26 protein-coding genes and 5 tRNA genes are annotated in these 25,509 nt (G+C 71.0%); 20 read left to right on the top strand and 11 right to left on the bottom strand.

Annotated features, from left to right (window positions below; all coding sequences use genetic code 11):
- Positions 1-91: 91 nt before the first annotated feature.
- The 4 genes from ACFZCP_RS31195 to ACFZCP_RS31180 form a co-directional block, all read right to left on the bottom strand.
- Complete coding sequence (locus ACFZCP_RS31195; RefSeq protein WP_391433373.1) at positions 92-667, bottom strand: ATP/GTP-binding protein; 576 nt, start codon at positions 665-667, stop codon at positions 92-94.
- A complete protein-coding gene (locus ACFZCP_RS31190) occupies positions 648-1,046 on the bottom strand; it encodes a DUF742 domain-containing protein (protein WP_019058642.1) in 399 nt (132 codons plus the stop codon). The genes ACFZCP_RS31195 and ACFZCP_RS31190 overlap by 20 nt, the downstream gene beginning before the upstream one ends.
- Before the next feature lie 110 nt (positions 1,047-1,156).
- Positions 1,157-1,570 carry a roadblock/LC7 domain-containing protein gene (locus ACFZCP_RS31185; protein WP_023546525.1) on the bottom strand — a complete coding sequence of 138 codons (414 nt, stop codon included), beginning with the start codon at positions 1,568-1,570 and terminating at the stop codon, positions 1,157-1,159.
- A gap of 9 nt (positions 1,571-1,579) precedes the next feature.
- Positions 1,580-5,362, bottom strand: coding sequence for a nitrate- and nitrite sensing domain-containing protein (locus tag ACFZCP_RS31180; protein WP_391433365.1), 3,783 nt, complete (start codon positions 5,360-5,362; stop codon positions 1,580-1,582).
- Between the two features lie 567 nt (positions 5,363-5,929).
- Here ACFZCP_RS31180 and ACFZCP_RS31175 point away from each other — a divergent pair.
- The 9 genes from ACFZCP_RS31175 to ACFZCP_RS31135 all read left to right on the top strand — a co-directional run bounded on the left by ACFZCP_RS31175 (position 5,930) and on the right by ACFZCP_RS31135 (position 10,082).
- On the top strand, positions 5,930-6,124 hold the full coding sequence (locus ACFZCP_RS31175) for a hypothetical protein (RefSeq protein ID WP_362691209.1): 195 nt from the start codon (positions 5,930-5,932) through the stop codon (positions 6,122-6,124).
- A 275-nt stretch (positions 6,125-6,399) separates the two neighbouring features.
- The gene (locus ACFZCP_RS31170; protein ID WP_362691206.1) at positions 6,400-7,185 is read left to right on the top strand and encodes a fumarylacetoacetate hydrolase family protein; all 786 of its coding nucleotides are present in this window, start codon (positions 6,400-6,402) and stop codon (positions 7,183-7,185) included.
- Entirely contained in the window at positions 7,178-8,662 is a 1,485-nt protein-coding gene (gltX, locus tag ACFZCP_RS31165) for a glutamate--tRNA ligase (protein ID WP_391433358.1), read from the top strand. Before ACFZCP_RS31170 ends, gltX begins: the two co-directional genes overlap by 8 nt.
- Before the next feature lie 103 nt (positions 8,663-8,765).
- A complete protein-coding gene (locus ACFZCP_RS31160) occupies positions 8,766-9,497 on the top strand; it encodes an HAD-IA family hydrolase (RefSeq protein WP_391433351.1) in 732 nt (243 codons plus the stop codon).
- A 91-nt stretch (positions 9,498-9,588) separates the two neighbouring features.
- A tRNA-Gln gene (locus ACFZCP_RS31155) sits at positions 9,589-9,660 on the top strand.
- A 21-nt stretch (positions 9,661-9,681) separates the two neighbouring features.
- A tRNA-Glu gene (locus ACFZCP_RS31150) sits at positions 9,682-9,754 on the top strand.
- Between the two features lie 62 nt (positions 9,755-9,816).
- Positions 9,817-9,889: transfer RNA gene (locus ACFZCP_RS31145), tRNA-Glu, on the top strand.
- A gap of 20 nt (positions 9,890-9,909) precedes the next feature.
- A tRNA-Gln gene (locus tag ACFZCP_RS31140) sits at positions 9,910-9,981 on the top strand.
- A 28-nt stretch (positions 9,982-10,009) separates the two neighbouring features.
- Positions 10,010-10,082 (top strand) — tRNA-Glu (locus ACFZCP_RS31135).
- A gap of 53 nt (positions 10,083-10,135) precedes the next feature.
- On the opposite strand, the gene ACFZCP_RS31130 is transcribed toward ACFZCP_RS31135, so the two are convergent.
- Positions 10,136-10,780 carry a MerR family transcriptional regulator gene (locus ACFZCP_RS31130; RefSeq protein ID WP_391433348.1) on the bottom strand — a complete coding sequence of 215 codons (645 nt, stop codon included), beginning with the start codon at positions 10,778-10,780 and terminating at the stop codon, positions 10,136-10,138.
- A 93-nt stretch (positions 10,781-10,873) separates the two neighbouring features.
- Here ACFZCP_RS31130 and ACFZCP_RS31125 point away from each other — a divergent pair, with 93 nt between their 5' ends.
- Entirely contained in the window at positions 10,874-11,383 is a 510-nt protein-coding gene (locus ACFZCP_RS31125) for a monooxygenase family protein (RefSeq protein ID WP_391433345.1), read from the top strand.
- A 97-nt stretch (positions 11,384-11,480) separates the two neighbouring features.
- Here ACFZCP_RS31125 and ndgR read toward each other — a convergent pair whose 3' ends face one another.
- Complete coding sequence (ndgR, locus tag ACFZCP_RS31120; RefSeq protein ID WP_145883474.1) at positions 11,481-12,197, bottom strand: IclR family transcriptional regulator NdgR; 717 nt, start codon at positions 12,195-12,197, stop codon at positions 11,481-11,483.
- A 199-nt stretch (positions 12,198-12,396) separates the two neighbouring features.
- On the opposite strand from ndgR, the gene leuC reads away from it, so the two are divergent.
- From leuC to ACFZCP_RS31100, 4 genes are all read left to right on the top strand, one after another.
- Entirely contained in the window at positions 12,397-13,827 is a 1,431-nt protein-coding gene (gene leuC, locus ACFZCP_RS31115; protein WP_391433343.1) for a 3-isopropylmalate dehydratase large subunit, read from the top strand.
- Positions 13,828-13,832: 5 nt separating this feature from the next.
- The gene (gene leuD / locus ACFZCP_RS31110; RefSeq protein ID WP_391433340.1) at positions 13,833-14,426 is read left to right on the top strand and encodes a 3-isopropylmalate dehydratase small subunit; all 594 of its coding nucleotides are present in this window, start codon (positions 13,833-13,835) and stop codon (positions 14,424-14,426) included.
- Positions 14,427-14,690: 264 nt separating this feature from the next.
- The gene (locus ACFZCP_RS31105; RefSeq protein ID WP_391433336.1) at positions 14,691-14,921 is read left to right on the top strand and encodes a hypothetical protein; all 231 of its coding nucleotides are present in this window, start codon (positions 14,691-14,693) and stop codon (positions 14,919-14,921) included.
- 136 nt (positions 14,922-15,057) lie between these two features.
- Positions 15,058-15,711: an HU family DNA-binding protein gene (locus tag ACFZCP_RS31100; RefSeq protein WP_391433334.1), complete on the top strand. Its 654-nt coding sequence runs from the start codon at positions 15,058-15,060 to the stop codon at positions 15,709-15,711.
- A 173-nt stretch (positions 15,712-15,884) separates the two neighbouring features.
- Here ACFZCP_RS31100 and ACFZCP_RS31095 read toward each other — a convergent pair whose 3' ends face one another.
- Both ACFZCP_RS31095 and cofC read right to left on the bottom strand, forming a co-directional pair.
- Positions 15,885-16,088, bottom strand: coding sequence for a hypothetical protein (locus tag ACFZCP_RS31095; RefSeq protein WP_362691179.1), 204 nt, complete (start codon positions 16,086-16,088; stop codon positions 15,885-15,887).
- 9 nt (positions 16,089-16,097) lie between these two features.
- Positions 16,098-16,736 carry a 2-phospho-L-lactate guanylyltransferase gene (cofC, locus tag ACFZCP_RS31090; RefSeq protein ID WP_391433329.1) on the bottom strand — a complete coding sequence of 213 codons (639 nt, stop codon included), beginning with the start codon at positions 16,734-16,736 and terminating at the stop codon, positions 16,098-16,100.
- A gap of 199 nt (positions 16,737-16,935) precedes the next feature.
- Between cofC and ACFZCP_RS31085 the strand changes: the two genes are divergently transcribed.
- The 3 genes from ACFZCP_RS31085 (at position 16,936) to ACFZCP_RS31075 (ending at position 20,172) form a co-directional block, all read left to right on the top strand.
- Positions 16,936-17,823, top strand: coding sequence for a 1-acyl-sn-glycerol-3-phosphate acyltransferase (locus ACFZCP_RS31085; protein WP_391433325.1), 888 nt, complete (start codon positions 16,936-16,938; stop codon positions 17,821-17,823).
- Positions 17,820-18,830 (top strand): NAD(P)H-dependent glycerol-3-phosphate dehydrogenase, encoded by a 1,011-nt coding sequence (locus tag ACFZCP_RS31080; protein ID WP_391433322.1) that lies wholly within the window; start codon positions 17,820-17,822, stop codon positions 18,828-18,830. The genes ACFZCP_RS31085 and ACFZCP_RS31080 overlap by 4 nt, the downstream gene beginning before the upstream one ends.
- A gap of 184 nt (positions 18,831-19,014) precedes the next feature.
- Positions 19,015-20,172 carry a D-alanine--D-alanine ligase gene (locus ACFZCP_RS31075; RefSeq protein WP_391433319.1) on the top strand — a complete coding sequence of 386 codons (1,158 nt, stop codon included), beginning with the start codon at positions 19,015-19,017 and terminating at the stop codon, positions 20,170-20,172.
- A gap of 88 nt (positions 20,173-20,260) precedes the next feature.
- On the opposite strand, the gene ACFZCP_RS31070 is transcribed toward ACFZCP_RS31075, so the two are convergent.
- Together ACFZCP_RS31070 and ACFZCP_RS31065 are read right to left on the bottom strand one after the other, a co-directional pair.
- A complete protein-coding gene (locus tag ACFZCP_RS31070) occupies positions 20,261-20,776 on the bottom strand; it encodes a DUF3515 family protein (RefSeq protein WP_391433316.1) in 516 nt (171 codons plus the stop codon).
- Positions 20,777-20,796: 20 nt separating this feature from the next.
- A complete protein-coding gene (locus ACFZCP_RS31065; protein WP_003997603.1) occupies positions 20,797-21,030 on the bottom strand; it encodes an Lrp/AsnC family transcriptional regulator in 234 nt (77 codons plus the stop codon).
- Positions 21,031-21,241: 211 nt separating this feature from the next.
- Between ACFZCP_RS31065 and ACFZCP_RS31060 the strand changes: the two genes are divergently transcribed.
- Both ACFZCP_RS31060 and thiD read left to right on the top strand, forming a co-directional pair.
- On the top strand, positions 21,242-22,207 hold the full coding sequence (locus ACFZCP_RS31060) for a thiamine-phosphate kinase (protein WP_391433312.1): 966 nt from the start codon (positions 21,242-21,244) through the stop codon (positions 22,205-22,207).
- Positions 22,204-22,989, top strand: coding sequence for a bifunctional hydroxymethylpyrimidine kinase/phosphomethylpyrimidine kinase (thiD, locus tag ACFZCP_RS31055; protein ID WP_391433309.1), 786 nt, complete (start codon positions 22,204-22,206; stop codon positions 22,987-22,989). Before ACFZCP_RS31060 ends, thiD begins: the two co-directional genes overlap by 4 nt.
- Before the next feature lie 232 nt (positions 22,990-23,221).
- Here the strand turns inward: thiD and rpmB are convergent, their stop codons facing one another.
- Positions 23,222-23,407 carry a 50S ribosomal protein L28 gene (gene rpmB / locus ACFZCP_RS31050; RefSeq protein ID WP_009190838.1) on the bottom strand — a complete coding sequence of 62 codons (186 nt, stop codon included), beginning with the start codon at positions 23,405-23,407 and terminating at the stop codon, positions 23,222-23,224.
- A 257-nt stretch (positions 23,408-23,664) separates the two neighbouring features.
- Between rpmB and ACFZCP_RS31045 the strand changes: the two genes are divergently transcribed.
- A complete protein-coding gene (locus ACFZCP_RS31045) occupies positions 23,665-25,509 on the top strand; it encodes a DAK2 domain-containing protein (RefSeq protein ID WP_391433306.1) in 1,845 nt (614 codons plus the stop codon).

Genomic DNA, 25,509 nt, shown 5'->3' with positions numbered 1-25,509 from the left:
TGTTATGAACACCGGAGCCGACCGTGTCAAAGGCCACAGTCGGCTCCGATCTCATTACGACAACTGCCCTGTGGCACGTCGTACTTGAGTGCTAGCGCAGGCGCGCCATCAGGGCGTGTTCCACCAGCGTGATCAGGGCACTCTTGGCGTCCGCGCGGTGGCGGGCGTCGGTCGTGATGATCGGGGCGTCGGACCCGATCTGCAGCGCCTCGCGCACTTCGTCGGGAGTGTAGGGCTGCTGGCCGTCGAAGCCGTTGAGGGCGATGACGAAGGGCAGACCGCTGTTCTCGAAGTAGTCGACCGCGGGGAAGCAGTCGGCCAGGCGCCGGGTGTCCACGAGCACCACTGCGCCGATGGCGCCGCGCACCAGGTCGTCCCACATGAACCAGAAGCGGTCCTGGCCCGGCGTACCGAAGAGGTACAGGATCAGGTCCTGGTCGAGGGTGATACGGCCGAAGTCCATGGCGACCGTGGTGGTCGTCTTGTCCCCGGTGTGGGTGAGGTCGTCGATGCCCGCCGACGCGGACGTCATGACGGCCTCTGTGCGCAGCGGGTTGATCTCCGAGACGGCGCCGACGAACGTGGTCTTGCCCACGCCGAAGCCGCCCGCCACCACGATCTTCGCCGAGGTGGTGGCCCGGCCCGCGTCAGAGCTTGCGAAGTCCACTGAGCACCCTTTCGAGCAGCGTCACGTCCGGAGCGCCACCGTTGTTCTCGTCGCCGCCCGGCTGGTGGATGGCGACCAGGCCGGCCTCGGCGAGGTCGGCCACCAGGATCCGGGCCACGCCGAGCGGCATGGCCAGCAGCGCGGAGACCTCCGCGACCGACTTGACCTCCCGGCACAGGTGGCAGATGCGCTGGTGCTCCGGGAGCAGTCCCATGAGTGCTGCCGGGTCGGCCGTGGTGCTGATCAGTGCCTCGATGGCGAGCTGATAGCGCGGCCGCGTCCGGCCGCCGGTCATCGCGTACGGACGTACCAGCGGCTGGTCGCCCTCGTCCCCGTACGGCTCCGCGTACGGATCATGAGAGGCGGTGGGCGGGGTCATGAATCCTCCGGGCGGGACAGCAAGTCGGTCAGTCGTGCCGTCTGACGGGGCCGTGGGGGGATTGTGGCGGCCGGACGGTGTTTTGGTGTGACGGGTGGTGCCGGGGCGGGTCAGTGGAGCAGACTGCCTTGCAGTTCGGCGCGCAGATCCGGGGTGAGGACCGCACCCGCGCGGTCGACCAGCAGCGCCATCTCGTAGCCGACGAGACCGATGTCGCACTCGGGATGGGCCAGGACCGCGAGGGACGACCCGTCCGAGACGGACATGAGGAAGAGGAACCCGCGTTCCATCTCGACGACCGTCTGTGCCACGGTGCCGCCCTCGAAGATCCGGGAGGCCCCGGCCGTCAGGGAGGTCAGCCCGGACGCGACGGCCGCCAGCTGGTCGGCGCGGTCCCGCGGGAAACCTTCGGACATCGCCAGCAGAAGGCCGTCGGCGGAGACCACCACCGTGTGCGACACCCCGGGGGTGTTGTCCACGAAGTTGGTGATCAACCAGTTCAGGTTCTGTGCCGCCTGGCTCATCGGACTCAACTAACGCTCCTGCTGGTGAGTGGGGCTCGGGTAGCTGCCGGTCTGGCCGTTGCCGGCCTGGCGACCCTGCGCGATGCCCCGACGGAGATTGGTCAGCCGGCCGCGTACGTCATCAGGCGCACGCGAGACCTGCGGACCGGCTTGGTGCTGTTGCTGCTGAGCCGTGCCCGGCACGAGATTCGCACGGGGCACCCGGCGCGGCAGACCGGAAGTGGTGACGCCGCCTGCCGCCGGCTGCCGTACGCGCTCCGCCTGCCGGACGAACTCGTCGTTGGGCGAGGTGCGCCAGGAACTGGTTGCGGACGCCGGACGCTGAGGAGCGGGCGCGGGAGCCGACTGCTGCTGCGGGGCCGGGGCCGGGGCGTTGTCCGGCTGACCCTGCTGACTGCCGTGGAACCAGTTGGTCTCCAGCGTGTCGTACAGCGGGGTACGGCCGTCACCCGGGCCGGAGGCCGGAGGCAGGGCCTCGGGCTCCTGGCGGGCCGGACGCTGCGCGGCCGGCGGGCGCCGGTCGCCGAAGTCGCCGCGGCCGCCCGGCTGCGGGCGCTCGGACCGGCCGGCGTTCGCCGGGCCCTGGCCCGGGCGGCCGGGCAGCGCGTGCTGGCCGGTGGAGCTGCTGTCGAAACCGGCGTCGTAGGCCTGCGGGGCCGCGAACTGGCCGGTGCTCTGCGAGTCCTGCTGCCCGGCGCCCGACGTACCGAAGATGTCGGAGCGGACGTAGGGGCTGTCGCCGCCCTGCTGGCCGGGCCGGCCGCCGCCCTGCGGGGCGTACTGGTCGTTGCCCTGCTGGGTGCCGGGCCGTGCGAACTGGCCGGTGTTCTGGGAGGCGCCGGCGCCGTTCAGGTCCGGGCGCGGGTACTGGCCCGTGGAGGCGTCCAGGCCGAAGTCCGGGCGGGGGAACTCGCCCGTGGCGGCCGGGTTCTGCGCGTCGGACCTCGGTATCGCCGGTATCCCGGAGGTCGAGCCCGGGCCCTGGCGGTCGTCGATGCGCGGCATGCGCGCGGTCTGCGACGGGTCCTGCTCGTCGTGGCCGCGCGGGGCGTCCAGCGAGGCACGGGACACCGGGGCCTGGGCGTTGTCGCTCCAGTCCTGGGTGCGTGAGGGCGGGTTGGCGCCGGGCAGCTCGGCCCGCGAGCCGCCGCGCGGCGGCAGCTGGGGCTGACGGTCCTGGTCGGCGGAGCCGACGCCACCGCGCTGCGGGGCGGGGCCGCGGCCGCCGAAGGCGTCCTGCGCCGGTCCGCCCTGGCCGGCGGCCTGCAGGCCCTGCGGGGCACCCGGGTTCTGGCCGCCGCCGAAGGCGCCCAGACCCGCACCGGCGGGAGCCGGACGGCCCTGCTGCGCCGCACCCGGACCCTGCGGGCCGCGCGCCGCGCCGGGCGCACCCGGACGGCCGCCCTGGCCGGCGCCGGGCAGCGCGGCCCGGGGACCCTGGGCGGAGCCGACCTGGCCGCGCGGACCGGGACCGGTACCGAGACGTCCACCGCCGGAGGGGGCAGCGCCGAGGGCACCGCCCTGGCCGCCCCCGCCGTTGTTGCGACGGGCGGCGGCCACACCGGCCGCGGCCTGCGCGGCGGCCGGACCGCCGGTCGGCGCCGGGGCGCCGGGCTTGCCCGGAGCGGGCTTCTTGCCGCCCTGGGCGACGTCGACCGGCAGCATGACCAGCGCGGTCGTACCGCCGGAGTCGGACGGGCGCAGCTGGATGCGGATGCCGTGACGCTGGGACAGACGACCGACCACGAACAGACCCATGCGGCGGGAGACCGACACGTCCACGGTGGGCGGGGAGGCGAGCCGCTCGTTGATCGCCGCGAGGTCCTCGGGGGAGAGGCCGATGCCGGTGTCGTGGATCTCGATCAGCACACGGCCGTCGGGCAGCGCGTGACCGGTGACCTTGACCTTGGTCTGTGGCGAGGAGAACGAGGTCGCGTTCTCCAGCAGCTCGGCGAGCAGGTGCACGAGGTCGTTGACCACGCGGCCGGCGACCTCGGTCGTCGGCACGGCGGCCAGCTCGATGCGCTCGTACTGCTCCACCTCGGACGCGGCGGCGCGGAGCACGTCGACCAGCGGGACCGGGCGGGTCCAGCGGCGGCCGGGCTCTTCACCCGCGAGGACGAGGAGGTTCTCACCGTTACGGCGCATACGCGTCGCGAGGTGGTCGAGCTTGAACAGGGAGGACAGCTGGTCCGGGTCGGCCTCGCGGGACTCCAGCTCGGAGATGAGCGAGAGCTGGCGCTGGATAAGACCCTGGGAGCGGCGCGAGAGGTTGGTGAACATCGCGTTGACGTTGCCCCGCAGCAGGGCCTGCTCGGCGGCGAGGCGGACCGCCTCGCGGTGCACGTCGTCGAAGGCCGCGGCCACCTGGCCGATCTCGTCCCGGGAGTGCACACCGACCGACTCCACGGACGTGTCGACGTCCTGCGGGTCGGACTCGGACAGCTGCTTGACCAGCTCGGGCAGACGGTCCTGGGCGACCTTGGTGGCGGTCTCCTGCAGGCGGCGCAGCGAGCGGATCATGGACCGGGCCACGACGAAGGCGCCGACGAGCGAGATGCCGAGCACGAGCAGGATGAGCGCACCGGAGATGATCGCGTCGCGCTCGGAGGCGCTGCGCAGCTCGCGGGCCTTCTGCTCCATGTCCTCGAGCAGCGTGTGCTCGATCTTCTTCATCTGCTCGATCTTGGTCGAGCTGTCGTCGACCCAGTCCTTGTAGGACCGCGCCGGCAGACCGTCGAGGCCGTGGGGTGCGAAGGCGCGCTTGGCGTACAGGTCCGCGGCCTGGATGGTCGGGTTGTTCTCCTCGATCGGCTTGAGGAGTTCGTCCGGGTTCTCGTTGCTGTAGATCTTCCGGAAGATCGCGATCTCGGAGCCTTCGCTCTCGTAGGCCGACTCGCCGTAGAGGCGGTCGTTCTCGGAGAGGTTGCCCTTGGAGGTGTCGCTGGAGGTCAGCGCCGCGGCGATCACGGCACGCTGCACGGAGGCGTACTCCTTGGCGGTGGAGAAGGCCGCCAGGGCGCGGGTGCGCGTGATCATCTCCGGGTTGCTGGACGCCTCGGCCATCGACTGGGAGAGGTCGACCAGCTGGGTGATCAGCCGGTGGTACGACTCGACCGTCTGCGTCGAGTTGTTCTTCGACTGGTAGGCGGTCTTGCGGATCTGAGCGAGGTCGTCCAGCTGGTTGGCGAGGCTCACCAGGGTGTCGCGGACTCCCTGGAGGTTGCCGTTCTTGCTCGCCGAGTCGATCTGCTCGGAGGCGTCGAGGAAGTTCTCGCGGGCCCGGTCGGTCTTGTCCTGGTACGCCTTGACCTGGTAGTCGCTCGGCGTGAGGCCGTGGGCCAGCGGACCGGCGGACTCGTCGCGCTCGTCCTGGAGCGCGGCGGCCAGCTCGGTGGCCTGCTTGGTCATGTCCGTCAGCAGCTTCATGTTGTCGAGCTGCTGGATGTCGGTGATGTTCTGGTCGATGCGCAGCGCACCCAGCGAGGTCGCGGCGACCACGGGGAGTGCGAGCAGCGAGACCAGACGCGTGGAGATGCGCCAGTTGCGCAGGGCCACGCGTGAACCGGGGCCGGTCTGGCTCTTGGGGGCCTTGACGGCCGGGGCGGGGGAGCCGTCGGCCATCGGGGTGTTGGTGGGGGACGAGGCGCCGGGGCGCCCGCCGCCGTCTGTGGACGGGGCCGGGCCCTGGCCCGGATTCTGGGCGTGCTGGGGCGAGGAACCGCGGTCGGTCCCGCCGTGCGCCTCGGGCTCCGCCGAAGCGCTGCCATCCCTCTTGAAACGTCCCTGCACTAGCGTCGCAACCTCTGGACCAGGCACCCCTCCGGTTGAACGGAGGGACACGGTGTCGGCGTATTGGAGAGCGTCCTGAATTACGCCCTCCAGTGGTCTGGAGTGACCGGCGCAGGTTCCCCCCTATCCGGCCGCCACTCGGCGCTGCGTTGCGCCCTGCGCGCCGGCTCGATCCCGCGGCGGTCCGTGGAATTCCAGCACAGTGCCGGATCTCCAACAAGAGCCGTGTCCCGAGCTGTGACCTCCGTGACGTCTTGTGAGGGCTGTGTCACGAGCTGTGGAAGTCGATCCCCTGCAAAACGGGCGTTTCCGTGTGATTCGCCGCCCGGTGCCGGGTGTCCCAGTCGCCATGATCAGGAGCGGAATAGTGGGTTCAGGGGGCCAATGTCCGATTCGTAGCGGAGAGTTGCGGGCCTGGATTGACCGATTTGCCCATGGATTCGTGAGCAAACTCACATGCAGATCATGGGCACTTCACGTCTGTGGCGGGGAATCGGATGTTTAGCCTGACGCTTTACAAGATGCGCAGCCCTGCCAACCCACTCACGACGCCACAGGACGACAACGGTGAAGACGACGATGATGTTCCGCAACATAGCCAACCCGCGGCGCACGACTCTGGCGCACCTCGCGGACGCCGAGGAACTGCAGACGCCCGAGCTGCCGGAGCACTCCGTCGACCTCCCCGCCCAGACCGCGAACCCCCGGCGCACCATCCTGATGGATGCCCCCGTCGCCATGGCGGTCCCGGTCGGCGAGTAGCCAGGGGCGCCCCGCGCCCGCATCGTAGGGCGGGCGTGTTCGCAGAGCGCGGCCCGCAGGACCCTTACACATCCGCGAGGGTCCTGCGGGCCGCGTTCTGCTTTTCCGCGTGATTCCCGCACGCCGGAACTCCGGAATTCAAAAAAACCGCTCCGGCGGTTTTCCGGACCCGGAAAACACCGGCACGGCCGCCGCGCTGCCCGAACGCGGGCCGCCCCGACCGGTTAACCTGGGGCGTCAGTACGCCGGTTCTCAGTGAGGGGCGCAAGGATCCCGTGCGCATCGCCAGGTTCTCCATCGACGGGAACGTCGCCTTCGGCGCGGTCGAGGGCGACAAGCAGGACGAACTCGTCCTCGACATCATCAAGGGCATCCCGTTCACGGACTACGAGCTGTCCGGGACGAAGGTGCCGCTGAGCAAGGTCAGACTGCTCCCGCCGGTGCTCCCCAACAAGGTCGTGGCCTTCGGCCGCAACTACGGCGAGCACGCCAGGGAGCTGGGCAACGAGGTGCCGGACGCCCCGTTCGCCTTCTTCAAGCCGTCCACCTCGGTGATCGGCCCCGGCGACGAGATCCAGTACCCGCCGTTCTCGCAGGAACTGCACCACGAGGCCGAGCTGGCCGTCGTCATCGGCCGGATGTGCCGCGAGGTCCCGCGCGAGCGCGTCAAGGACGTGATCTTCGGTTACACCTGCGCCAACGACGTCACCGCCCGTGACGTGCAGAAGCGCGAGAAGCAGTGGGCCCGGGCCAAGGGCTTCGACACCTCCTGCCCGCTCGGCCCCTGGGTCGAGACGGACCTGGACCTCGGCCGCGCGGGCGACCTGACCATCCAGCTCACCGTCAACGGCGAACAGCGCCAGCTCGGCCGTACGAGCGAGATGATCCACTCCATCGAGGACCTGGTCGTCAACATCTCCGAGGCCATGACCCTGCTCCCCGGCGATGTCATCCTCACCGGCACCCCCGCAGGGGTCGGCCCCCTGAACGTCGGCGACGAGGTCGCCGTCACCATCGAAGGCATCGGCACTCTCACCAACAAGGTTGTCAAGCGTGGCTAGCGCATCCGGCTCCCCCGTACGCGTCCGTTTCTGCCCCTCGCCCACCGGTAACCCCCACGTGGGCCTGGTCCGCACCGCCCTGTTCAACTGGGCGTTCGCGCGGCACCACCAGGGCACCCTGGTCTTCCGCATCGAGGACACCGACGCGGCCCGCGACTCGGAGGAGTCGTACGACCAGCTGCTCGACGCGATGCGCTGGCTGGGCTTCGACTGGGACGAGGGCCCCGAGGTCGGCGGCCCGCACGCGCCGTACCGGCAGTCGCAGCGCATGGACATCTACAAGGACGTCGCCGCCAAGCTCCTCGACGCCGGCCACGCCTACCACTGCTACTGCTCGCAGGAGGAGCTGGACACCCGCCGCGAGGCCGCCCGCGCCGCCGGCAAGCCCTCCGGCTACGACGGCCACTGCCGCGAGCTGAGCGCCGAGCAGGTCGAGGCGTACCAGGCCCAGGGCCGCACCCCGATCGTCCGCTTCCGCATGCCCGACGAGACGATCACCTTCACGGACCTGGTCCGCGGCGAGCTGACCTTCACCCCGGAGAACGTCCCGGACTACGGCATCGTCCGCGCCAACGGCGCCCCGCTGTACACGCTGGTCAACCCGGTCGACGACGCTCTGATGGAGATCACCCACGTCCTGCGCGGCGAGGACCTGCTCTCCTCCACCCCGCGGCAGGTCGCCCTCTACAAGGCGCTGACCGAGCTGGGCATCGCCAAGCAGACCCCGGCCTTCGGCCATCTGCCGTACGTCATGGGCGAGGGCAACAAGAAGCTCTCCAAGCGTGACCCGCAGGCGTCGCTCAACCTCTACCGCGAGCGGGGCTTCCTGCCCGAGGGCCTGCTCAACTACCTCTCGCTGCTCGGCTGGTCGCTCTCGGCCGACCAGGACATCTTCACGATCGACGAGATGGTCGCCGCCTTCGACATCTCCGACGTGAACCCCAATCCGGCGCGCTTCGACCTAAAGAAGTGCGAGGCGATCAACGCCGACCACATCCGCATGCTCGACGCGAAGGAGTTCACCGAGCGCTGCGGTCCGTGGCTGAAGGCCCCGTTCGCCCCCTGGGCGCCGGAGGACTTCGACGAGGCCAAGTGGCAGGCGATCGCCCCGCACGCCCAGACCCGCCTCAAGGTCCTGTCGGAGATCACCGACAACGTCGACTTCCTCTTCCTCGCCGAGCCCGTCTTCGACGAGGCGAGCTGGACGAAGGCGATGAAGGAGGGCTCGGACGCGTTGCTCGGCACGGCCCGCGAGAAGCTGGAGGCGGCCGACTGGACCTCGGCCGAGTCCCTCAAGGAGGCCGTCCTGGCCGCCGGCGAGGCCCACGGCCTCAAGCTCGGCAAGGCGCAGGCCCCGGTCCGCGTGGCCGTCACCGGCCGCACGGTCGGCCTGCCGCTGTTCGAGTCGCTGGAGGTCCTGGGCAAGGAGAAGGCCCTCGCCCGCATCGACGCGGCCCTGGCGAGGCTCGCGGCGTAAGCAACGTCACACAGGGGCGGTACCCGGAACACCGGCGTGCCGCCCCTGCGCCGTACCCGCCCCCACCGGACACGACGGCGGTACGCCGGTTACCGTCGGCGTCATGACGGTCAGAGCTGTGGTCTGGGACGTGGACGACACCCTCTTCGATTACACGAGCGCGGACCGCGAGGGCATGCGTGCCCATCTCGCCGCGGAGGGGCTGCTCGGCGGGTACGACACCCCGGAGGAGGCCCTCGGGCGGTGGCGGGAGACCACCGACCGGCAATGGGCGCGTTTCTCGGCCGGGGAGATCTCCTTCGAGGGGCAGCGGCGCGACCGCGTGCGCGTCTTCCTCGGCCAGGAGCTGACGGACGCCGAGGCGGATGCCTGGTTCCGGCGGTACATCACCCACTACGAGGCGGCCTGGAGCCTGTTCCCGGACGTGCTGCCCGCCCTGGACGCCCTCGCCGCCAGCCACCGGCACGCGGTGCTGTCCAACTCCAGCCTCACGGTCCAGGAGCACAAGCTGCGCACCCTCGGCCTGCGCGACCGCTTCGAGAGCGTGCTGTGCGCCGCCGAGCTGGGTGTCTCCAAGCCGCAGGCAGGAGCCTTCCTGGCGGCCTGCGAGGCGTTGGGGCTGCCCCCGGCCCAGGTGGCCTACGTCGGCGACCACCCGGAGATCGACGGGCGGGGCGCGGCAGAGGCGGGTCTGGTGTCCGTGTGGATCGACCGCGGAGGGCCGTACGCGCAGGGCCCGGACGCCGTGGTCGCGCACCGGATCTCGACCCTCACCGAACTCCCCGCGATCGTCCGCTCGGATACCCGTTTTGGAGCCCCGTCCACCTTCAGGTAATGTTCTTCCTGCGCCGCCGGGGAGCGGGCCGAAAGGCCGGGAACCGGAGGAGCAAACTAGAACGAGAGGCCCGCAGGGGCTTGAGTTCCAGTGGCCTATGGTGTAATTGGCAGCACGACTGATTCTGGTTCAGTTAGTCTTGGTTCGAGTCCAGGTAGGCCAGCTCGCAGAGCTCATCTGCAAAGCCCCCGTTGTGTAGCGGCCTAGCACGCTGCCCTCTCAAGGCAGTAGCGCCGGTTCGAATCCGGTCGGGGGTACTGATCCTTCCCGCGAAGATGGCCAGGGTAGCTCCCACCGTCTTCGATGCAGGATCGCTAGGGCCCCCGTTGTGTAGCGGCCTAGCACGCCGCCCTCTCAAGGCGGTAGCGCCGGTTCGAATCCGGTCGGGGGTACGACTGGTCTAAACCATCATTGGTCTATGGTGTAATTGGCAGCACGACTGATTCTGGTTCAGTTAGTCTTGGTTCGAGTCCAGGTAGACCAGCTCGGACCTGCGGAAACGCAGTGTCCAGGCCCCCGTTGTGTAGCGGCCTAGCACGCCGCCCTCTCAAGGCGGTAGCGCCGGTTCGAATCCGGTCGGGGGTACAAGAGGAAGGCCCTCCGCTTCGGCGGAGGGCCTTTGTCGTGCCCGGCGCGGGCTACTCGAAGCCGTACCGCCGCGCCGTCTCCTCCTCCTGGGCCAGCCGGTGCAGCGCTTGCTTCACCGGCTCGTTGAGGATCACGCCCAGGATGGCAAACTCGATCCTCTCCGCCTCCGACGGGTACGCCTCCATGTTGTCCAGGTCGAGGACGGCTGTCCGGTACATCAACTCGGCGTACGGTGCGAGCAGTTCCGCCCCGAAGGTGTAGCCGATCCGGCGGAACGCGGCCACTGCCACCACCAGCGAGCGGTACGCGGGGGAGATGGTGACGAGCTGCTTGGCGTTCTCCCAGCCGAGCTGGTCCAGGAGCTTGTCGACCTCCTGGTGCGCGGCCCGGACGTACTCGTCGTCCGCGTCCGGCTCCGGCACCTGCGGCAGCGCCCACAGCGCCGCGCCCAGGCGGATCGTGCGGGGCAGGGAGTCGTCGTCCACGTGCCCGAGCACCTCGCGCACCTTCGCCACCGGCACCCGGCCCACCTGGATCATCGCGCGCACCAGGCGGAGCCGGCGCAGATGTTCCTCGTCGTAGTCGGCCGTCGTGGCGTTGATCTGGCGGCCCGGCGGCAACAGCCCTTGGCGCAGGTAGTACTTGATCGTCGCCGTGGACACACCGCTGCGCTCGCTCAGCTCCGCAAGCCGCATCTCTTGCTCATCTCTTGCGCTCCTTCTCGGATAACGGCACTATCCAAGCATCACACCTTGGATAGCATCGCTCACCAATGAGGGGGAGTCGTCATGGTGACCCGTACGACTGCTGACGCGAAGGGCGAGGTCGTCGTCCTGTTGATCGGCATGCGCATCAACCGCTTCTGGGCGGCGCACGTGTGGCTGCCGGTGATGCTCGCGATGCTCCGCATGCTGCGGGATCTGCGCAAGGAGCCCGAACGGGGTCTGCTCAGCCACGTCCTGCTGACGGCTTCGCCGCGGACGTACTACGTCGTGCAGTACTGGGAGTCGAAGGAGAAGTTGTACGCCTACGCGACCGCGTCGGACGCCTTCCACCACAAGGCCTGGGCGCGCCTCAACCGCAAGGAGCGGGACGGCAAGCTGCGCGGGCAGGTCGGCATCTGGCACGAGACGTATGTCGTGCCCGAGGGGTCGTACGAGGCGATCTACGGCGACATGCCCGAGTTCGGGCTGGCCGCGGCGCACGGGCGGATCCCGCTGGAGAAGCGGGGCCGGTACGCGAAGGACCGGTTCGCCCACCGGTCGCAGGGGGCGCCGGCGGCCGAGAAGACGGGCTGAACGAGGGGACGGGGGGACGGGGGGACGGGGCCAGGAGGGCCTGCCGCGGCGTTGAGGCAGGCCCTCCTCGGCGTTCGCCGGCGTTCCGGGGGCAGGATCAGCCCGAGCGGCGCAGGGCCTCCGACAGGCGGCCGGCCGCGTCGATGACGGCCTGGGCGTGCATCCGGCCGGGGTGGCGCGTCAGGCGCTCGATGGGGCCGGACACCGACACGGCGGCCACCACGCGGTTGGACGGTCCGCGGACGGGCGCCGAGACGGACGCCACGCCCGGCTCGCGCTCACCGATGGACTGGGCCCAGCCGCGCCGCCGCACGCCCGACAGGGCCGTCGCCGTGAAGCGGGCGCCCTGCAGGCCCCGGTGCAGCCGCTCGGGCTCCTCCCAGGCCATGAGGATCTGCGCCGAGGAGCCGGCCTTCATCGTGAGTGTGGAACCCACCGGGACGGTGTCCCGAAGGCCGGACAGGCGTTCCGCCGCGGCCACGCAGATCCGCATGTCACCCTGGCGCCGGTAGAGCTGCGCGCTCTCGCCGGTGACATCGCGGAGGTGGGTGAGCACGGGGCCCGCCGTGGCGAGCAGGCGGTCCTCGCCGGCCGCCGCCGCCAGTTCCGCAAGGCGCGGGCCGAGGATGAACCGGCCCTGCATGTCGCGTGCCACCATGCGGTGGTGTTCCAGGGCCACGGCCAGGCGGTGGGCCGTGGGTCGTGCCAGTCCGGTGGCCCCGACCAGACCCGCGAGGGTGGCCGGACCGGACTCCAGAGCGCTCAGGACGAGGGCCGCCTTGTCCAGAACGCCGACGCCGCTACTGTTGTCCATGCAACGATACTCACGTCTCACTCTGTGAAACGCAAGTTCAATTTTCCGTGGAACGCGCCACCCTGGAGTCACACAGCGGCCCACAGACCAACGGGCCCGGCGGTGGACGCCCGGAATCACGACTTCACGGGGCGCGGGCGCCGCTTCCTCAAGATCTCTAGTTGGGCCGGTGGACCATTTGCCGGCCGGAGGGAAAGCGATGGGTAGGACACTCGCGGAGAAGGTCTGGGACGACCACGTCGTCCGGCGCGCCGAGGGCGAGCCCGACCTCCTCTACATCGATCTGCACCTGCTGCACGAGGTGACCAGCCCGCAGGCCTTCGACGGGCTGCGCAAGAACGGCCGCCAGGTGCGCAGGCTCGACCTCACCATCGCGACCGAGGACCACAACACCCCGACCCTCGACATCGACAAGCCCATCGCCGACCCCGTCTCCCGCGCCCAGCTGGAGACGCTGCGCAAGAACTGCGCCGAGTTCGGTGTGCGTCTGCACCCGCTGGGCGACGTCGAGCAGGGCGTCGTGCACGTCGTCGGCCCCCAGCTCGGCCTGACGCAGCCCGGAGCGACCGTCGTCTGCGGCGACTCGCACACCTCCACGCACGGCGCCTTCGGCGCGCTGGCGTTCGGTATCGGCACCTCCCAGGTGGAGCACGTCCTGGCCACCCAGACGCTGCCGCTGGCCCGCCCGAAGACCATGGCGATCACGGTCGACGGCGAGCTGCCCGACGGTGTCACCGCGAAGGACCTGATCCTGGCGATCATCGCCAGGATCGGCACCGGCGGCGGCCAGGGCTACATCCTGGAGTACCGCGGCTCCGCCATCGAGAAGCTCTCGATGGAGGCCCGCATGACCATCTGCAACATGTCGATCGAGGCCGGTGCCCGCGCGGGCATGATCGCCCCCGACGAGACCACGTTCGCGTACCTCAAGGGCCGCGCCCACGCTCCCGAGGGCGAGGACTGGGACGCCGCCGTCGCCTACTGGAAGACCCTGAGGACGGACGAGGACGCGGTCTTCGACGCCGAGGTCCGTATCGACGCCGCGTCGCTGTCGCCGTTCGTCACCTGGGGCACCAACCCGGGCCAGGGCTCGCCGCTTTCGGCGTCCGTCCCCGACCCGGCTTCGTACGAAGACGCTTCGGAGCGCCTCGCCGCCGAAAAGGCCCTGGAGTACATGGGGTTGGAGGCCGGGCAGTCGCTGCGCTCCATCGAGGTGGACACCGTCTTCGTAGGCTCCTGCACGAACGGCCGCATCGAGGACCTGCGCGCCGCCGCCGAGATCCTGCGGAGCCGCAAAGTCGCCGACGGCGTACGGATGCTGGTCGTGCCGGGCTCGGTGCGGGTGGGTCTGCAGGCCGTCTCCGAGGGCTTGGACACGGTCTTCAAGGAGGCCGGCGCCGAATGGCGGCACGCGGGCTGCTCGATGTGCCTGGGCATGAACCCCGACCAGCTGGCTCCGGGTGAGCGCTCCGCCTCCACGTCCAACCGCAACTTCGAGGGCCGGCAGGGCAAGGGCGGCCGTACGCACCTGGTGTCGCCGCAGGTCGCGGCCGCTACCGCGGTCCTGGGCCACCTCGCGTCCCCCGCCGACCTGTCCGACGCCGACACCCGTACGCCCGCTGGAGTCTGAGAATCATGGAAGCCTTCACCACCCACACCGGCCGGGCCGTCCCGCTGCGCCGCAGCAACGTCGACACCGACCAGATCATCCCTGCTCACTGGCTCAAGAAGGTGACCCGGGACGGGTTCGAGGACGGGCTGTTCGAGGCCTGGCGCAAGGACGGGTCCTTCGTGCTCAACCGGCCCGAGCGGCAGGGAGCCTCCGTCCTGGTCGCCGGCCCCGACTTCGGCACCGGCTCCTCCCGCGAGCACGCCGTCTGGGCGCTGCAGAACTACGGCTTCAAGGCCGTGATCTCCTCACGCTTCGCGGACATCTTCCGGGGCAACTCGCTGAAGAACGGCCTGCTCACGGTGGTGCTCGACCAGAAGGTCGTGGACGCGCTGTGGGAGCTGACCGAGCAGGACCCGACGGCCGAGGTCACGGTGGACCTGCAGGCTCGCGAGGTGCGCGCCGAGGGCATCACCGCCTCCTTCGAGCTGGACGAGAACTCCCGCTGGCGTCTGCTGAACGGGCTGGACGACATCTCCATCACCCTCCGGAGCGAGGCGGACATCGCCGCCTACGAGGGCAAGCGGCCCTCCCACAAGCCGCGCACGCTCCAGAGCTGATCCCGGGGGCCGAACACATCAGGATTCGGCCACCGCAACGCCTTCTCCGTACCCCCGATCGCCACGATCGGGGGTACAGCCATGTCGGCACCCGAACGGCCCCGGGCGTTCTTGCAGGTCACCTCAACTACCCACGTTACGAAGGTGGTTGATGGGGTAAGCGAGTGCCGTGAACGCGACGTCCGCAAGTGCCCGGAAGGCCGTTTGAGGCGGCAGTTGCCCCCTGCGCAGGCGACAACTCGCCCCAGATGGCACAATCTGTGCATGGAACACGACGGCCAACTCGAGCTCTATGCGGCGGTCGCGGACCAACTGAAGGAAGCGCACACAAGAGTGCGCGCACTGCAAGTCCCGGAGGGCGTACGGATGGCGCTGACCCGGAAGCTGCTGGTCATTACGGCCGCGGCCAAGCACGATCTCGCCGACGCGGCAAGGCGGCTCGACCGGTTCATGACGGACCTCGACGAGGGTCGGATCCCCGAAGAGGGCTGCTGAACAGTCCGAGACAGCCGAGTCCGTTGCGGCACAAGGGTGATAAGCCCGTTTCGTGTTTGATTTGCGGTATATATCTGCCTAACGTGCGAAAAAGCTTGAACACTTTCGTTCTGGCGATGTCTCCGAAGGGGAAGACGTGAACAAGGCGCAGCTCGTAGAAGCGATTGCCGACAAGGTGGGCGGCCGCCAGCAGGCCGCCGAAGCTGTCGATCATGTCCTGGACGCCATCGTCCGCGCGGTCGTCGCGGGCGAGCGGGTCTCGGTCACCGGCTTCGGGTCCTTCGAGAAGGTGGACCGCCCCGCCCGTTACGCCCGTAACCCCCAGACCGGCGAGCGGGTTCGGGTCAAGAAGACCTCCGTGCCGCGCTTCCGCGCCGGTCAGGGCTTCAAGGACCTGGTGAGCGGCTCGAAGAAGCTCCCGCGCGGCGGTGAGGTCTCGGTCAAGAAGGCGCCCAAGGGCAGCCTGACCGGCGGTGCTGCCGCGACGGTCAAGAAGGCCGCCGCCAAGAAGACCACCAAGGCCGCGGCGAAGAAGGTCACGGCCAAGAAGGCGGCGCCGGCGAAGAAGGTCACGGCCGCGGCGAAGAAGGTCACCGCGAAGAAGACGACGGCCAAGAAGGCCACGGCCACCACGAAGAAGGCCGCGGCCAAGAAGGCCACGGCCACCACGAAGAAGACCGCGGCCCAGAAGGCTCCGGCGAAGAAGGCCACCGCCAAGAAGGCCCCGGCCAAGAAGTCGACGGCGCGCAAGACCACCGCCAAGAAGACCACCGCCCGCAAGGCGTTGTAGGTCACCAGGGCACTCATTGCCGGGCCGGACTCCCCTCGGGAGCCCGGCCCGCGGCGTTTGCGCCCCGGGGGCGCATGGCCGGTGACCGCAGGATCCCTGCGGCGGCGTCCGTGGCCGCAGCAGCCGCGACGCAGGAGTCATGGCCGCGGAAGCCATGACCGCAGGAGCCGTGGCTAGAAGGTCTGGAGCGTCACGAGGGTGATCCGCGCGGCCGCACCCTCGCCCTGCGTCTCGATCCGCACCCGCTGCCCCGGCCGCAGCAGCCGCAGTCCGCCCGCGTCGAACGCAGCCGCGTCGAAGGGCACCGGGGTGCCGTCGTCGAGCAGCACCTCGCCGCTGCGCGTCTCGGGGTCGTACGTGTAAGCGGTCGCCTGCATGGCCGCAGCCTACTGCCCGGCGGCCGGCAGCCGTGCGCTCACCGCCGCCGTGTGCGGGCCCACCCCCAGCGCCAGCGCCGCGCGCAGGTCCGCGCCGGTGTCCACGTCCTGCCGTACCGAATCGACGCCGGTGAGCCGGAGTTCCGTCGCCCCGGAGGCGCGGTGCCGGCTGCGGGAATCGACACCGAAAACCGGGTGCAATGCATGGCCGGGTGCAGCCGCCAGCAAGGTGGTGCCGAGTTCGGCCGCGTCGGCGAGGAAAGCCCGCGGGAATTCGGCCGCCGCGGCCAGCACCCTGAACAATTCCCGGGGGCGCAGGGCCGGCAGATCGGCGTTCAGGGCCGCGACGGCGGCACGGGGGTGCATTTCCCGTACGGCGGCCGCGCCGTGCGCCAGAGCGGCGTTCAGGCCGCTTCCCGGCGCATCCGGGACGATCCGGGCGCCCAGCGCCGCCAGCTCCCGCCCCGCCAGCTCGTCGTCCGTGACGACCGCCACATCCGCCACCGCCCGGCAGGCCAGCGCCGCGACCACCGTGTCCTGCGCGAACGCGAGGGCCAGCCCCGGACGCACCCCCTCGGCGGCGGTGTCCGCCAGCCTGCTCTTGGCCCGCGCCAGAGGCTTCAGCGGGATGACCAAGCTCCACTGCACCGGCGTACCGTCCCTCTCTCGTCGCGCTCATTGTCCCCCGCGGCCTCCGGCGCGCCCGGGGCAGGGGAGGGCGCAAAGCCCCGTCCGAGGACGGTGGCGGGTGACGGGCGGGCGTACGGTGTTCTCGACAGACCGGCGGCCTGGGGCGACACTTGTGCGGCCCCCGGGCCCCGAGCAAGTCCTAGAGGAAGGTGTCCGCGTGTCCCGCCGCAGAATCGGGTTCTGGTACCGCTTCGCAGCGGTCCTCTGCAAACCGCCGCTGGTGGTTCTGATCAAGCGGGACTGGCGTGGAATGGAGCACATTCCGGCCGACGGTGGATTTATCACCGCGGTGAACCACAATTCCCATGTGGACCCCTTCGCGTATGCGCACTATCAATACAACACCGGACGGGTTCCGCGTTTCCTGGCGAAGAGCGGGCTTTTCAAGAAGGGATTCGTCGGCGCCGCGATGCGCGGCACCGGGCAGATCCCCGTCTACCGCGAGAGCACGGACGCCCTGAGCGCCTTCCGGGCCGCCATCGACGCCGTGGAGCGCGGTGAGTGCGTCGCCTTCTACCCCGAGGGCACCCTGACTCGCGACCCGGACGGCTGGCCGATGATCGCCAAGACCGGCGCCGCCCGCGTGGCCCTGCAGACCAAGTGCCCGGTCATCCCGGTCGCCCAGTGGGGCTGCAACGAACTGCTGCCGCCCTACGCCAAGAAGCCCCACCTCTTCCCGCGCAAGACCCACCGCGTCCTCGCGGGCCCGCCCGTGGACCTCTCCCGCTTCTACGACCAGGAGATGACCGCCGACCTCCTGAAGGAGGCCACCGAGGTCATCATGGCGGCCATCACCCGCCAGCTGGAGGAGATTCGCGGCGAGAAGGCCCCCGAGATTCCCTACGACCCGCGCCGCGAGCGGATCGAGCAGCGCCGCAAGACCCATGCGCAGACCGGGCGGGGGGCCGCGCGGACCGGCGACGGGGCCCCGCGGGCGGGCACGGGGGAGCGGGCCGACGAGGAGGTCCCGGTGACCGGTCCGGGGGCCGCCCAGGCCGCCGCGGACGTCTCGCGCAGTGGCACGGAAGAGGAGAGCGGCAAGTGAGCAAGCCAGTCCGGGCGGCCGTGATGGGTACCGGCTCCTGGGGCACCGCCTTCGGCATGGTCCTCGCCGACGCGGGCTGCGAGGTGACCCTGTGGGCCCGCCGCCCCGAGCTGGCCGAGGCGGTCAACTCCACGCGGACCAACCCCGACTACCTGCCCGGCGTCGAGCTCCCGGAGAACCTGCGCGCCACCGCGGACGCGGCCGAGGCCCTGCGGGACGCCGACTTCACCGTCCTCGCCGTCCCCTCCCAGACCCTGCGCGCCAACCTCGCCGAGTGGATCCCGCTGCTGGCGCCCGCCACCGTGCTCGTCTCCCTGATGAAGGGCGTCGAACTCGGCTCCGCCATGCGGATGAGCGAGGTCGTCGAGGACGTCGCCAAGGTCGGCGCCGACCGCATCGCGGTCGTCACCGGGCCCAACCTGGCCCGCGAGATCGCCGCCCGCATGCCCGCCGCCGCCGTCGTCGCCTGCGCCGACGAGCAGGTCGCCCAGCGGCTCCAGGCCGCCTGTCACACGCCGTACTTCCGGCCGTACACGGAGACCGACGTGGTCGGCTGCGAGCTGGGCGGTGCCGTGAAGAACGTCATCGGCCTCGCCGTCGGCATCGCGGACGGCATGGGGCTCGGCGACAACGCCAAGGGCTCGCTCATCACGCGCGGCCTGGCGGAGACCGCCCGCCTCGGCGTCGCGCTCGGCGCCGACCCGCTGACCTTCTCCGGTCTCGCCGGCCTCGGTGACCTGGTGGCCACCTGCTCCTCGCCGCTGTCCCGCAACCACACCTTCGGCACCAACCTCGGCAAGGGCATGACCCTGCAGGAGACCATCGCGGTCACCAGGCAGACCGCCGAGGGCGTCAAGTCGTGCGAGTCGGTGGCGGATCTGGCCCGCCGGCACGGCGTCGACATGCCCATCACCGAGACGGTCGTGGACATCGTTCACGAGGGCAAGCCGCCGGTGGTCGCTCTCAAGGAGCTGATGTCGCGCAGCGCCAAGCCCGAGCGGCGCTGAGGCCGATGTCGCGCAGCGCCATGTCCGAGCGGCGTTGAGGCCGATGTCGCGCAGCGCCGAACCCGGGCGGCGCTGAGGCCGATGTAGCGCAGCGCCATGCCCGGGCGACGCTGAGCGACGCCCCATCTCCGGCAGCCCGTCGACGCTGTATCAGGGCCCTACCACCGGGTACTCTCAACGCGATATGAGCACCGAGAACCTCTCCCAGAGCCCTGAGCAGCCGTCCCGCAAGCCGCGCGTGGCCGTCGTGTTCGGCGGGCGCAGCTCCGAACACGGGATCTCCGTGGTCACCGCCGGCGCCGTCCTCAAGGCCATCGACCGGACCAAGTACGACGTCCTGCCGATCGGCATCACCTCGGACGGCCGCTGGGCCCTGACGGTCGACGAGCCGGAGCGGATGGCCATCACCGACCGTCGCACCCCCGAGGTGTCGGAGCTGGCCGAGTCGAGCGAGGGCGCCGTGGTGCTCCCCGTCGACCCCGGCAACCGCGAGGTCGTCTACAGCGAGCCCGGATCGGTGCCCAAGGCCCTCGGCGAGGTCGACGTGGTCTTCCCGGTGCTGCACGGCCCCTACGGCGAGGACGGCACCCTCCAGGGCCTCCTGGAGCTGTCCGGCGTGCCCTACGTGGGCTCGGGTGTCCTCGCCTCGGCCGTCGGCCAGGACAAGGAGTACATGAAGCGGGTGTTCACCTCCTTCGGGCTCAAGGTCGGCCCGTACGTGGTGATCCGGCCGCGCGAGTGGGAGCGGGACGAGTCCGCCGCCCGCAAGAAGATCGTCGACTTCGCCGGTGAGCACGGCTGGCCGCTGTTCGTGAAGCCCGCGCGCGCGGGCTCCTCGATCGGCATCACCAAGGTCGACGACCTCTCCGGGCTGGACGAGGCGATCGCCGAGGCGCAGGCGCACGACCCGAAGATCCTGGTGGAGGCCACGCTGCGCGGCCGCGAGATCGAGTGCGGCGTGCTGGAGTTCGAGGACGGGCCGCGCGCCTCCGTCCCGGCCGAGATCCCGCCGCCGGACGTGCACGCGTACTACGACTTCGAGGCCAAGTACATCGACTCCACGCCCGGCATCGTCCCGGCCCCGCTCACCGACGAGGAGACCGCCGAGGTGCGGCGGCTCGCGGTCGAGGCGTTCGAGGCGGCCTCCTGCGAGGGCCTGGTCCGCGCGGACTTCTTCCTCACCGAGGACGGCGAGTTCGTGATCAACGAGATCAACACCATGCCCGGCTTCACGCCGATCTCGATGTACCCGCAGATGTGGCAGGCCACCGGCATCAGCTACCCGGACCTGGTGGACCGCCTGGTGCAGGCCGCGCTGCGCCGCTCGACCGGGCTGCGCTAGGGCTCCGCCGGGCGGCCGGCGCACGTCTGCGGGCCCGTTGCGGCCGGCCGCGCAGTTCCCCGCGCCCCATCGGGGCGCGGTCGCATCGTCAGCGCATGGAGGCGATCCCCTTCGGGATCGCCTTCTTCACGGCGGCCGCCAGTCCCGTGAGCACCGGCGTGCCGTCCTGTCCGGACATCCCCTCGGGCAGGCTCACCTGCACATACGCGACGCGGCCGGCCGTGGTGAACCGCCAGGTGCCGTCGCTCTGCTTCTCCATCAGCCAGTCCACGCCGTCGACCCCGCCCGCGACGGCGTCGGCGTCCCCGCCCTCGGCCACCTTCGGGTCGACCATCTTCGGCGGCCGTACGACACCGCAGCGCAGTATGATCGCCGGGCTTCCCCAGCCCGCCGTGTAGGCGGACCGGGGTGCGGGGTCGTTACGGCTCCGTCCGTCGAGCTTCTCCGGCAGCGCCCGGTGCAGACTCCGGCACACCGGCGCCGTACGGGCGTCGGGGCCGGGAACCGCGACCGTGGCGCTGTCGTCTGCTGAGGAGCAGCCCGCGACCGCGATCAGCAGTGCGGGTGCGAGCAGGCCGAGAGGCCGGTGACGGAAGATGTTCACCGGCCAAGGGTAGACGGGGGCTACAGATGCACGACCGGACAGGTCAGGGTGCGGGTGATGCCGTCCACTTGCTGGACCTTCGCGACCACCATGCGACCGAGGTCGTCGACCGTGTCGGCCTGTGCGCGCACGATGACGTCGTACGGGCCGGTCACGTCCTCGGCCTGGATCACTCCAGGGATCTTGCTGATCGTCTCGGCGACGGTCGACGCCTTGCCGACCTCCGTCTGGATCAGGATGTACGCCTGTACCACGGAACCTCCAGGGCGGCCACGAGGATCATGTGGGGAAAAGGAACGCCACGGTATCGCGTCGCCGGGCCCCGCGGGGAGACCCATGGGATGCGGGCTTGCGCGCCAGGGTGCAGGCACGACAGAAGTTGACGGTCACCTCGACCTCGACCGTATCGGGGACACTGATGAAGCGCGACCGGGCACGGCAAGGGACAGAAGGGGAGCAAGGGTAATGAAGGGCACTGTTGGTGAGCTCGGGGAGTTCGGGCTCATCAGGGAGCTCACCTCCCGTCTCACCACCACCCCGGCGGTCCGGGTCGGCCCCGGCGACGACGCCGCGGTGGTGGCCGCGCCCGACCGCCGGGTGGTGGCGAGCACCGACATCCTGCTGGAGGGCCGGCACTTCCGCCGCGACTGGTCCACGGCGTACGACGTCGGACGCAAGGCGGCCGCGCAGAACCTCGCGGACATCGCGGCGATGGGCGCCGTACCGACGGCCCTGCTGCTCGGCCTGGTCGTCCCGGCCGAACTCCCGGTCACCTGGCCGAGCGAGCTGATGGACGGGCTGCGTGACGAGTGCCAGGTCGCGGGTGCCTCCGTGGTCGGCGGGGACGTCGTGCGCGGGGACACGATCATGGTGTCGATCACCGCGCTCGGCGATCTGCGCAACCAGGAGCCGGTGACCCGCGGTGGCGCCCAGCCCGGCGACCTCGTGGCCGTCACGGGCTGGCTGGGCTGGTCCGCGGCCGGCTACGCGGTGCTCGCCCGGGGCTTCCGCTCCCCGCGCGCCTTCGTGGAGGCCCACCGGCGTCCCGAGCCGCCGTACCACGCGGGCCCGGCCGCGGCGGCGCTCGGCGCGACTGCCATGTGCGACGTGAGCGACGGGCTGATCGCCGACCTCGGGCACATCGCCGAGGCCAGCAAGGTGCGCATCGACATCCGCTCCGGCGCGATCGACATCCCCACGCAGATGAACGACATCGGGCAGGCCGTCGGCGTGGATCCGCTGCAGTGGGTGCTGACCGGGGGAGAGGACCACGCGATCGTGGCCACCTTCCCGCCGGACGCCAAGCTGCCGGCCCGCTGGAAGGTCATCGGCGAGGTCCTCAACCCCTCGGCGCTGCCCCAGGTGACCGTCGACGGAGCGCCCTGGACCAGCAAGGGCGGCTGGGACCACTTCGGGGACATGGAGTCGTGATCCCCCGGGTTCTCACGGTCGCGGGGTCGGACTCCGGCGGCGGGGCGGGCATCCAGGCCGACCTGAAGACGATGCTGGCGCTCGGTGTGCACGGGATGAGCGTGATCACGGCCGTGACCGCGCAGAACTCCCTGGGCGTCCAGGGGGCCTGGGAACTGCCCGTGGAGGCGGTGCGGGCGCAGTACCGCAGCGTCGTGGACGACATCGGCGTCCAGGCCGTGAAGACCGGCATGCTGGCCTCGGCCGAACTGGTCGAGGCGGTCGCCGAGTTGATCTCCGGTACGGACGCGCCGGCCGTGGTGGACCCCGTGGGCGTCTCCAAGCACGGAGACCCGCTGCTGGCCGCCTCCGCGCTGGACTCGGTCCGCACGAGGCTGCTGCCGGCGGCGACCGTGGCGACCCCCAACCTGGACGAGGTGGCCCGGCTCACGGGGGTGCGGGTCGAGTCCGAGGACGATCTGCGACGGGCTGCGCAGGCCGTGCTGGAACACGGTCCGCGCTGGGTGCTGATCAAGGGCGGGCATCTGCCCGGGGACGCCGTGGACCTGCTCACGGACGGCCGCGACGAGTACTTCCTGCGCGCGCCCCGCCATGACAACCGGCACACCCACGGCACGGGCTGCACGCTCGCCTCGGCGATCGCGTCGGGGCTGGCGAAGGGGCTGGCGGTGCCGGAGGCCGTCACCCAGGCCAAGGAGTACGTCACCGGGGCGATCGCGGCCGGGTTCGCGCTGGGCGCGGGGATCGGGCCGGTGGACCACGGGTGGCGCTTCAGGGACTGATCCGGGTGGGACGGCGGGGAGCGCGCCCGGAACCGGACCGGGCGGCGCGGCGGGGGCGCCCCCGGACCGGACCGGGTGGGACGCCGAGGGCTCGGCAGGTCACTTTGCAGAAGGCCGTGCAGGAAGCCGCGGTGAGAGGGCACGGTGGCAGGGCACGGCAAAAAGCCGGTCCACCCTCAGGTGGACCGGCTTTTTGCAGCGAACCGAACAGTGGCCGCGCGCGGATGTAACGTCAGCGCGAGACCTTGCCGGCCTTGATGCACGAGGTGCAAGCGTTCACGCGCTTCGGCGTCCCGCCGACCACGGTACGCACACGCTGGATGTTCGGGTTCCAGCGACGGGACGTACGGCGGTGCGAAAACGAGATGTTGTTGCCGAAGCCCGGCCCCTTGCCGCAGACGTCGCAGTTGGCAGCCACGGGTCACTCCAAAGACTTCAGATGCACTTACGGATAATCCCGGCATGCCGGGATCGAGATCGCAGGATCAGAGATCTGAGTGGCGCTGCCAGGGGAACGGCCCGATGTGTATCGGGCAACCGGAGCAGCATACAACGACTGCGCCAGCACAACGAAACTACCATGGCAGCTCAGGGGTCCGCTCCCGGCCCTCTTCCGGAGCACACCCCTGCGGGGTCTACGCTGCGTCCACGTCCAGCCAGTTCAGGGAGGCGCAGGTGGCGCAGGTGCCGCAGACATTCTTCGATGCTCTCGCGGTGCGCACCTGGTGCGGTCTGGCGCTGGGTGCGCTCGGCAGGGCGCGCGAGGAGATCGACGCGATCAACGTCTATCCGGTGGCCGACGGCGACACCGGAACCAATCTGTATCTGACCCTGGAGTCGGCGGCGACCGCCGTGGAGGCCGTGTTCGCCGGGTACGGGACGGGCACGCAGGAGCCGTCGCTCGCGGACACCGTGCGCGCGATGGCCCACGGGGCGCTCATCGGGGCCCGCGGCAACTCCGGGACGATCCTCGCCCAGCTGCTGCGGGGCATGGCCCAGGTGCTCGCGGCGCGGGAGGCGGGCGAGGCGTCCCGCATCGACGGTGCCGGGCTGCGGCTGGCCCTGCGGCGCGCCGCGGACTCCGCCCGTGAGGCCGTGGCCCACCCGGTCGAGGGCACGGTGCTGACGGTCGCCTCGGCCGCGGCCGACGCCGCCGAAGGGGCCGAGGGGGACTGCGGGACGGTCGCACGGGCCGCTTACGACGGCGCCAGGGCGGCCCTGGCGGCGACTCCGGGCCAGCTGGCCGTGCTGCAGCGGGCCGGGGTGGTCGACGCGGGCGGCAGGGGGCTCGTGACGGTGCTGGGGGCACTGGTGGAGGCATGCACGGGGGAGGCGGTGCGGGAGGCCGAGGGGGCGCGCGGGGCCGGGGCGCCGCGGGAGGCCGGGGTGGTGCGCGAGGCCGCCGTCGGGCCGTCGCGGGCGGTTTCCGAGGCGGTCTGCGGAGCTGCCTCGGGTTCCGGTTTCGAACCTGCCTCCGGTTCCGTTTCCGGATCTGTCACCGGTTTCCGTTCCGGACCCGGTTCCGACCCGCACGCGCGCGTGGATCGCGTGGACGCCGCAGGCGAGGGGGAGCCGTGCGCGGAGGGGATCGGGGACGGCGGGCCCGCCTACGAGGTGATCTATCTCCTGGAAGCCGGCGACGGGGCCGTGGCCCGGCTGCGGGAGCGGCTCGACGTCCTCGGGGACTCCCTCGTCGTGGTCGGCGGCGACGGGCTGTGGAACGTCCATGTGCACGTCGACGACGCGGGTGCCGCGGTGGAGGCCGGCGTCGAGGCCGGGCGGCCCTACCGGATCCGGATCACGCACTTCGGGCTCGGCGACGTGCACACCGGCGGCGAGCGGCCACCGCGCGAGCGCGTCCAGCGAGCCGTCGTCGCCGTCGTGCCCGGGGAGGGCCTGGCCGGGCTGTACACCGAGGCCGGCGCGACCGCCGTCCTCGCGCGCCCAGGGGAGCCGCCCGCGAGCGGGGAGCTGGTGCAGGCCGTACGACGGGCCCACGCGCGCGAGGTGGTGCTGCTGCCCAATGACGCCGAACTGCGCCACACGGCAGCGGCGGCCGCCGAGCAGGCCCGCACCGAGGGCATCCGCGTGGCCCTGATCCCGACCCGCTCGGCGGTGCAGGGCATCGCCGCGCTCGCCGTGCACGAGCCGGAGCGCCGCTTCGACGAGGACGTCGTCCAGATGACCTCGGCGGCCGGCGCCACGCGCTACGCCGAGGTCCTCGTCGCCGAGCACCAGTCGTGGACGACGGCCGGGATCTGCCAGGCCGGGGACGTCCTCGGCCTGATCGACGGCGACGTGGCGGTGATCGGCGCGGACGTCACCGCCGTCGCCGAGACCGTCCTGGACCGCATGCTCCAGGCCGGCGGCGAGCTGGTCACCCTCGTCGTCGGTGACGAGGCGCCCGCGGGTGCCGCCGACCGCCTGGAGGCACGCGTCCGGGAGTCCTACCTCGCTGTGGATACGACGGTGTATCCCGGTGGCCGTCAGGGAGCGCTGTTGCTCATCGGTGTGGAGTGA

The organism is Streptomyces sp. NPDC007971 (assembly GCF_042958635.1).
Lineage (GTDB): Bacteria > Actinomycetota > Actinomycetes > Streptomycetales > Streptomycetaceae > Streptomyces.
Note: the sequence above shows the minus strand (reverse complement) of the source record. Positions and strands in the feature narration are given on the sequence as shown.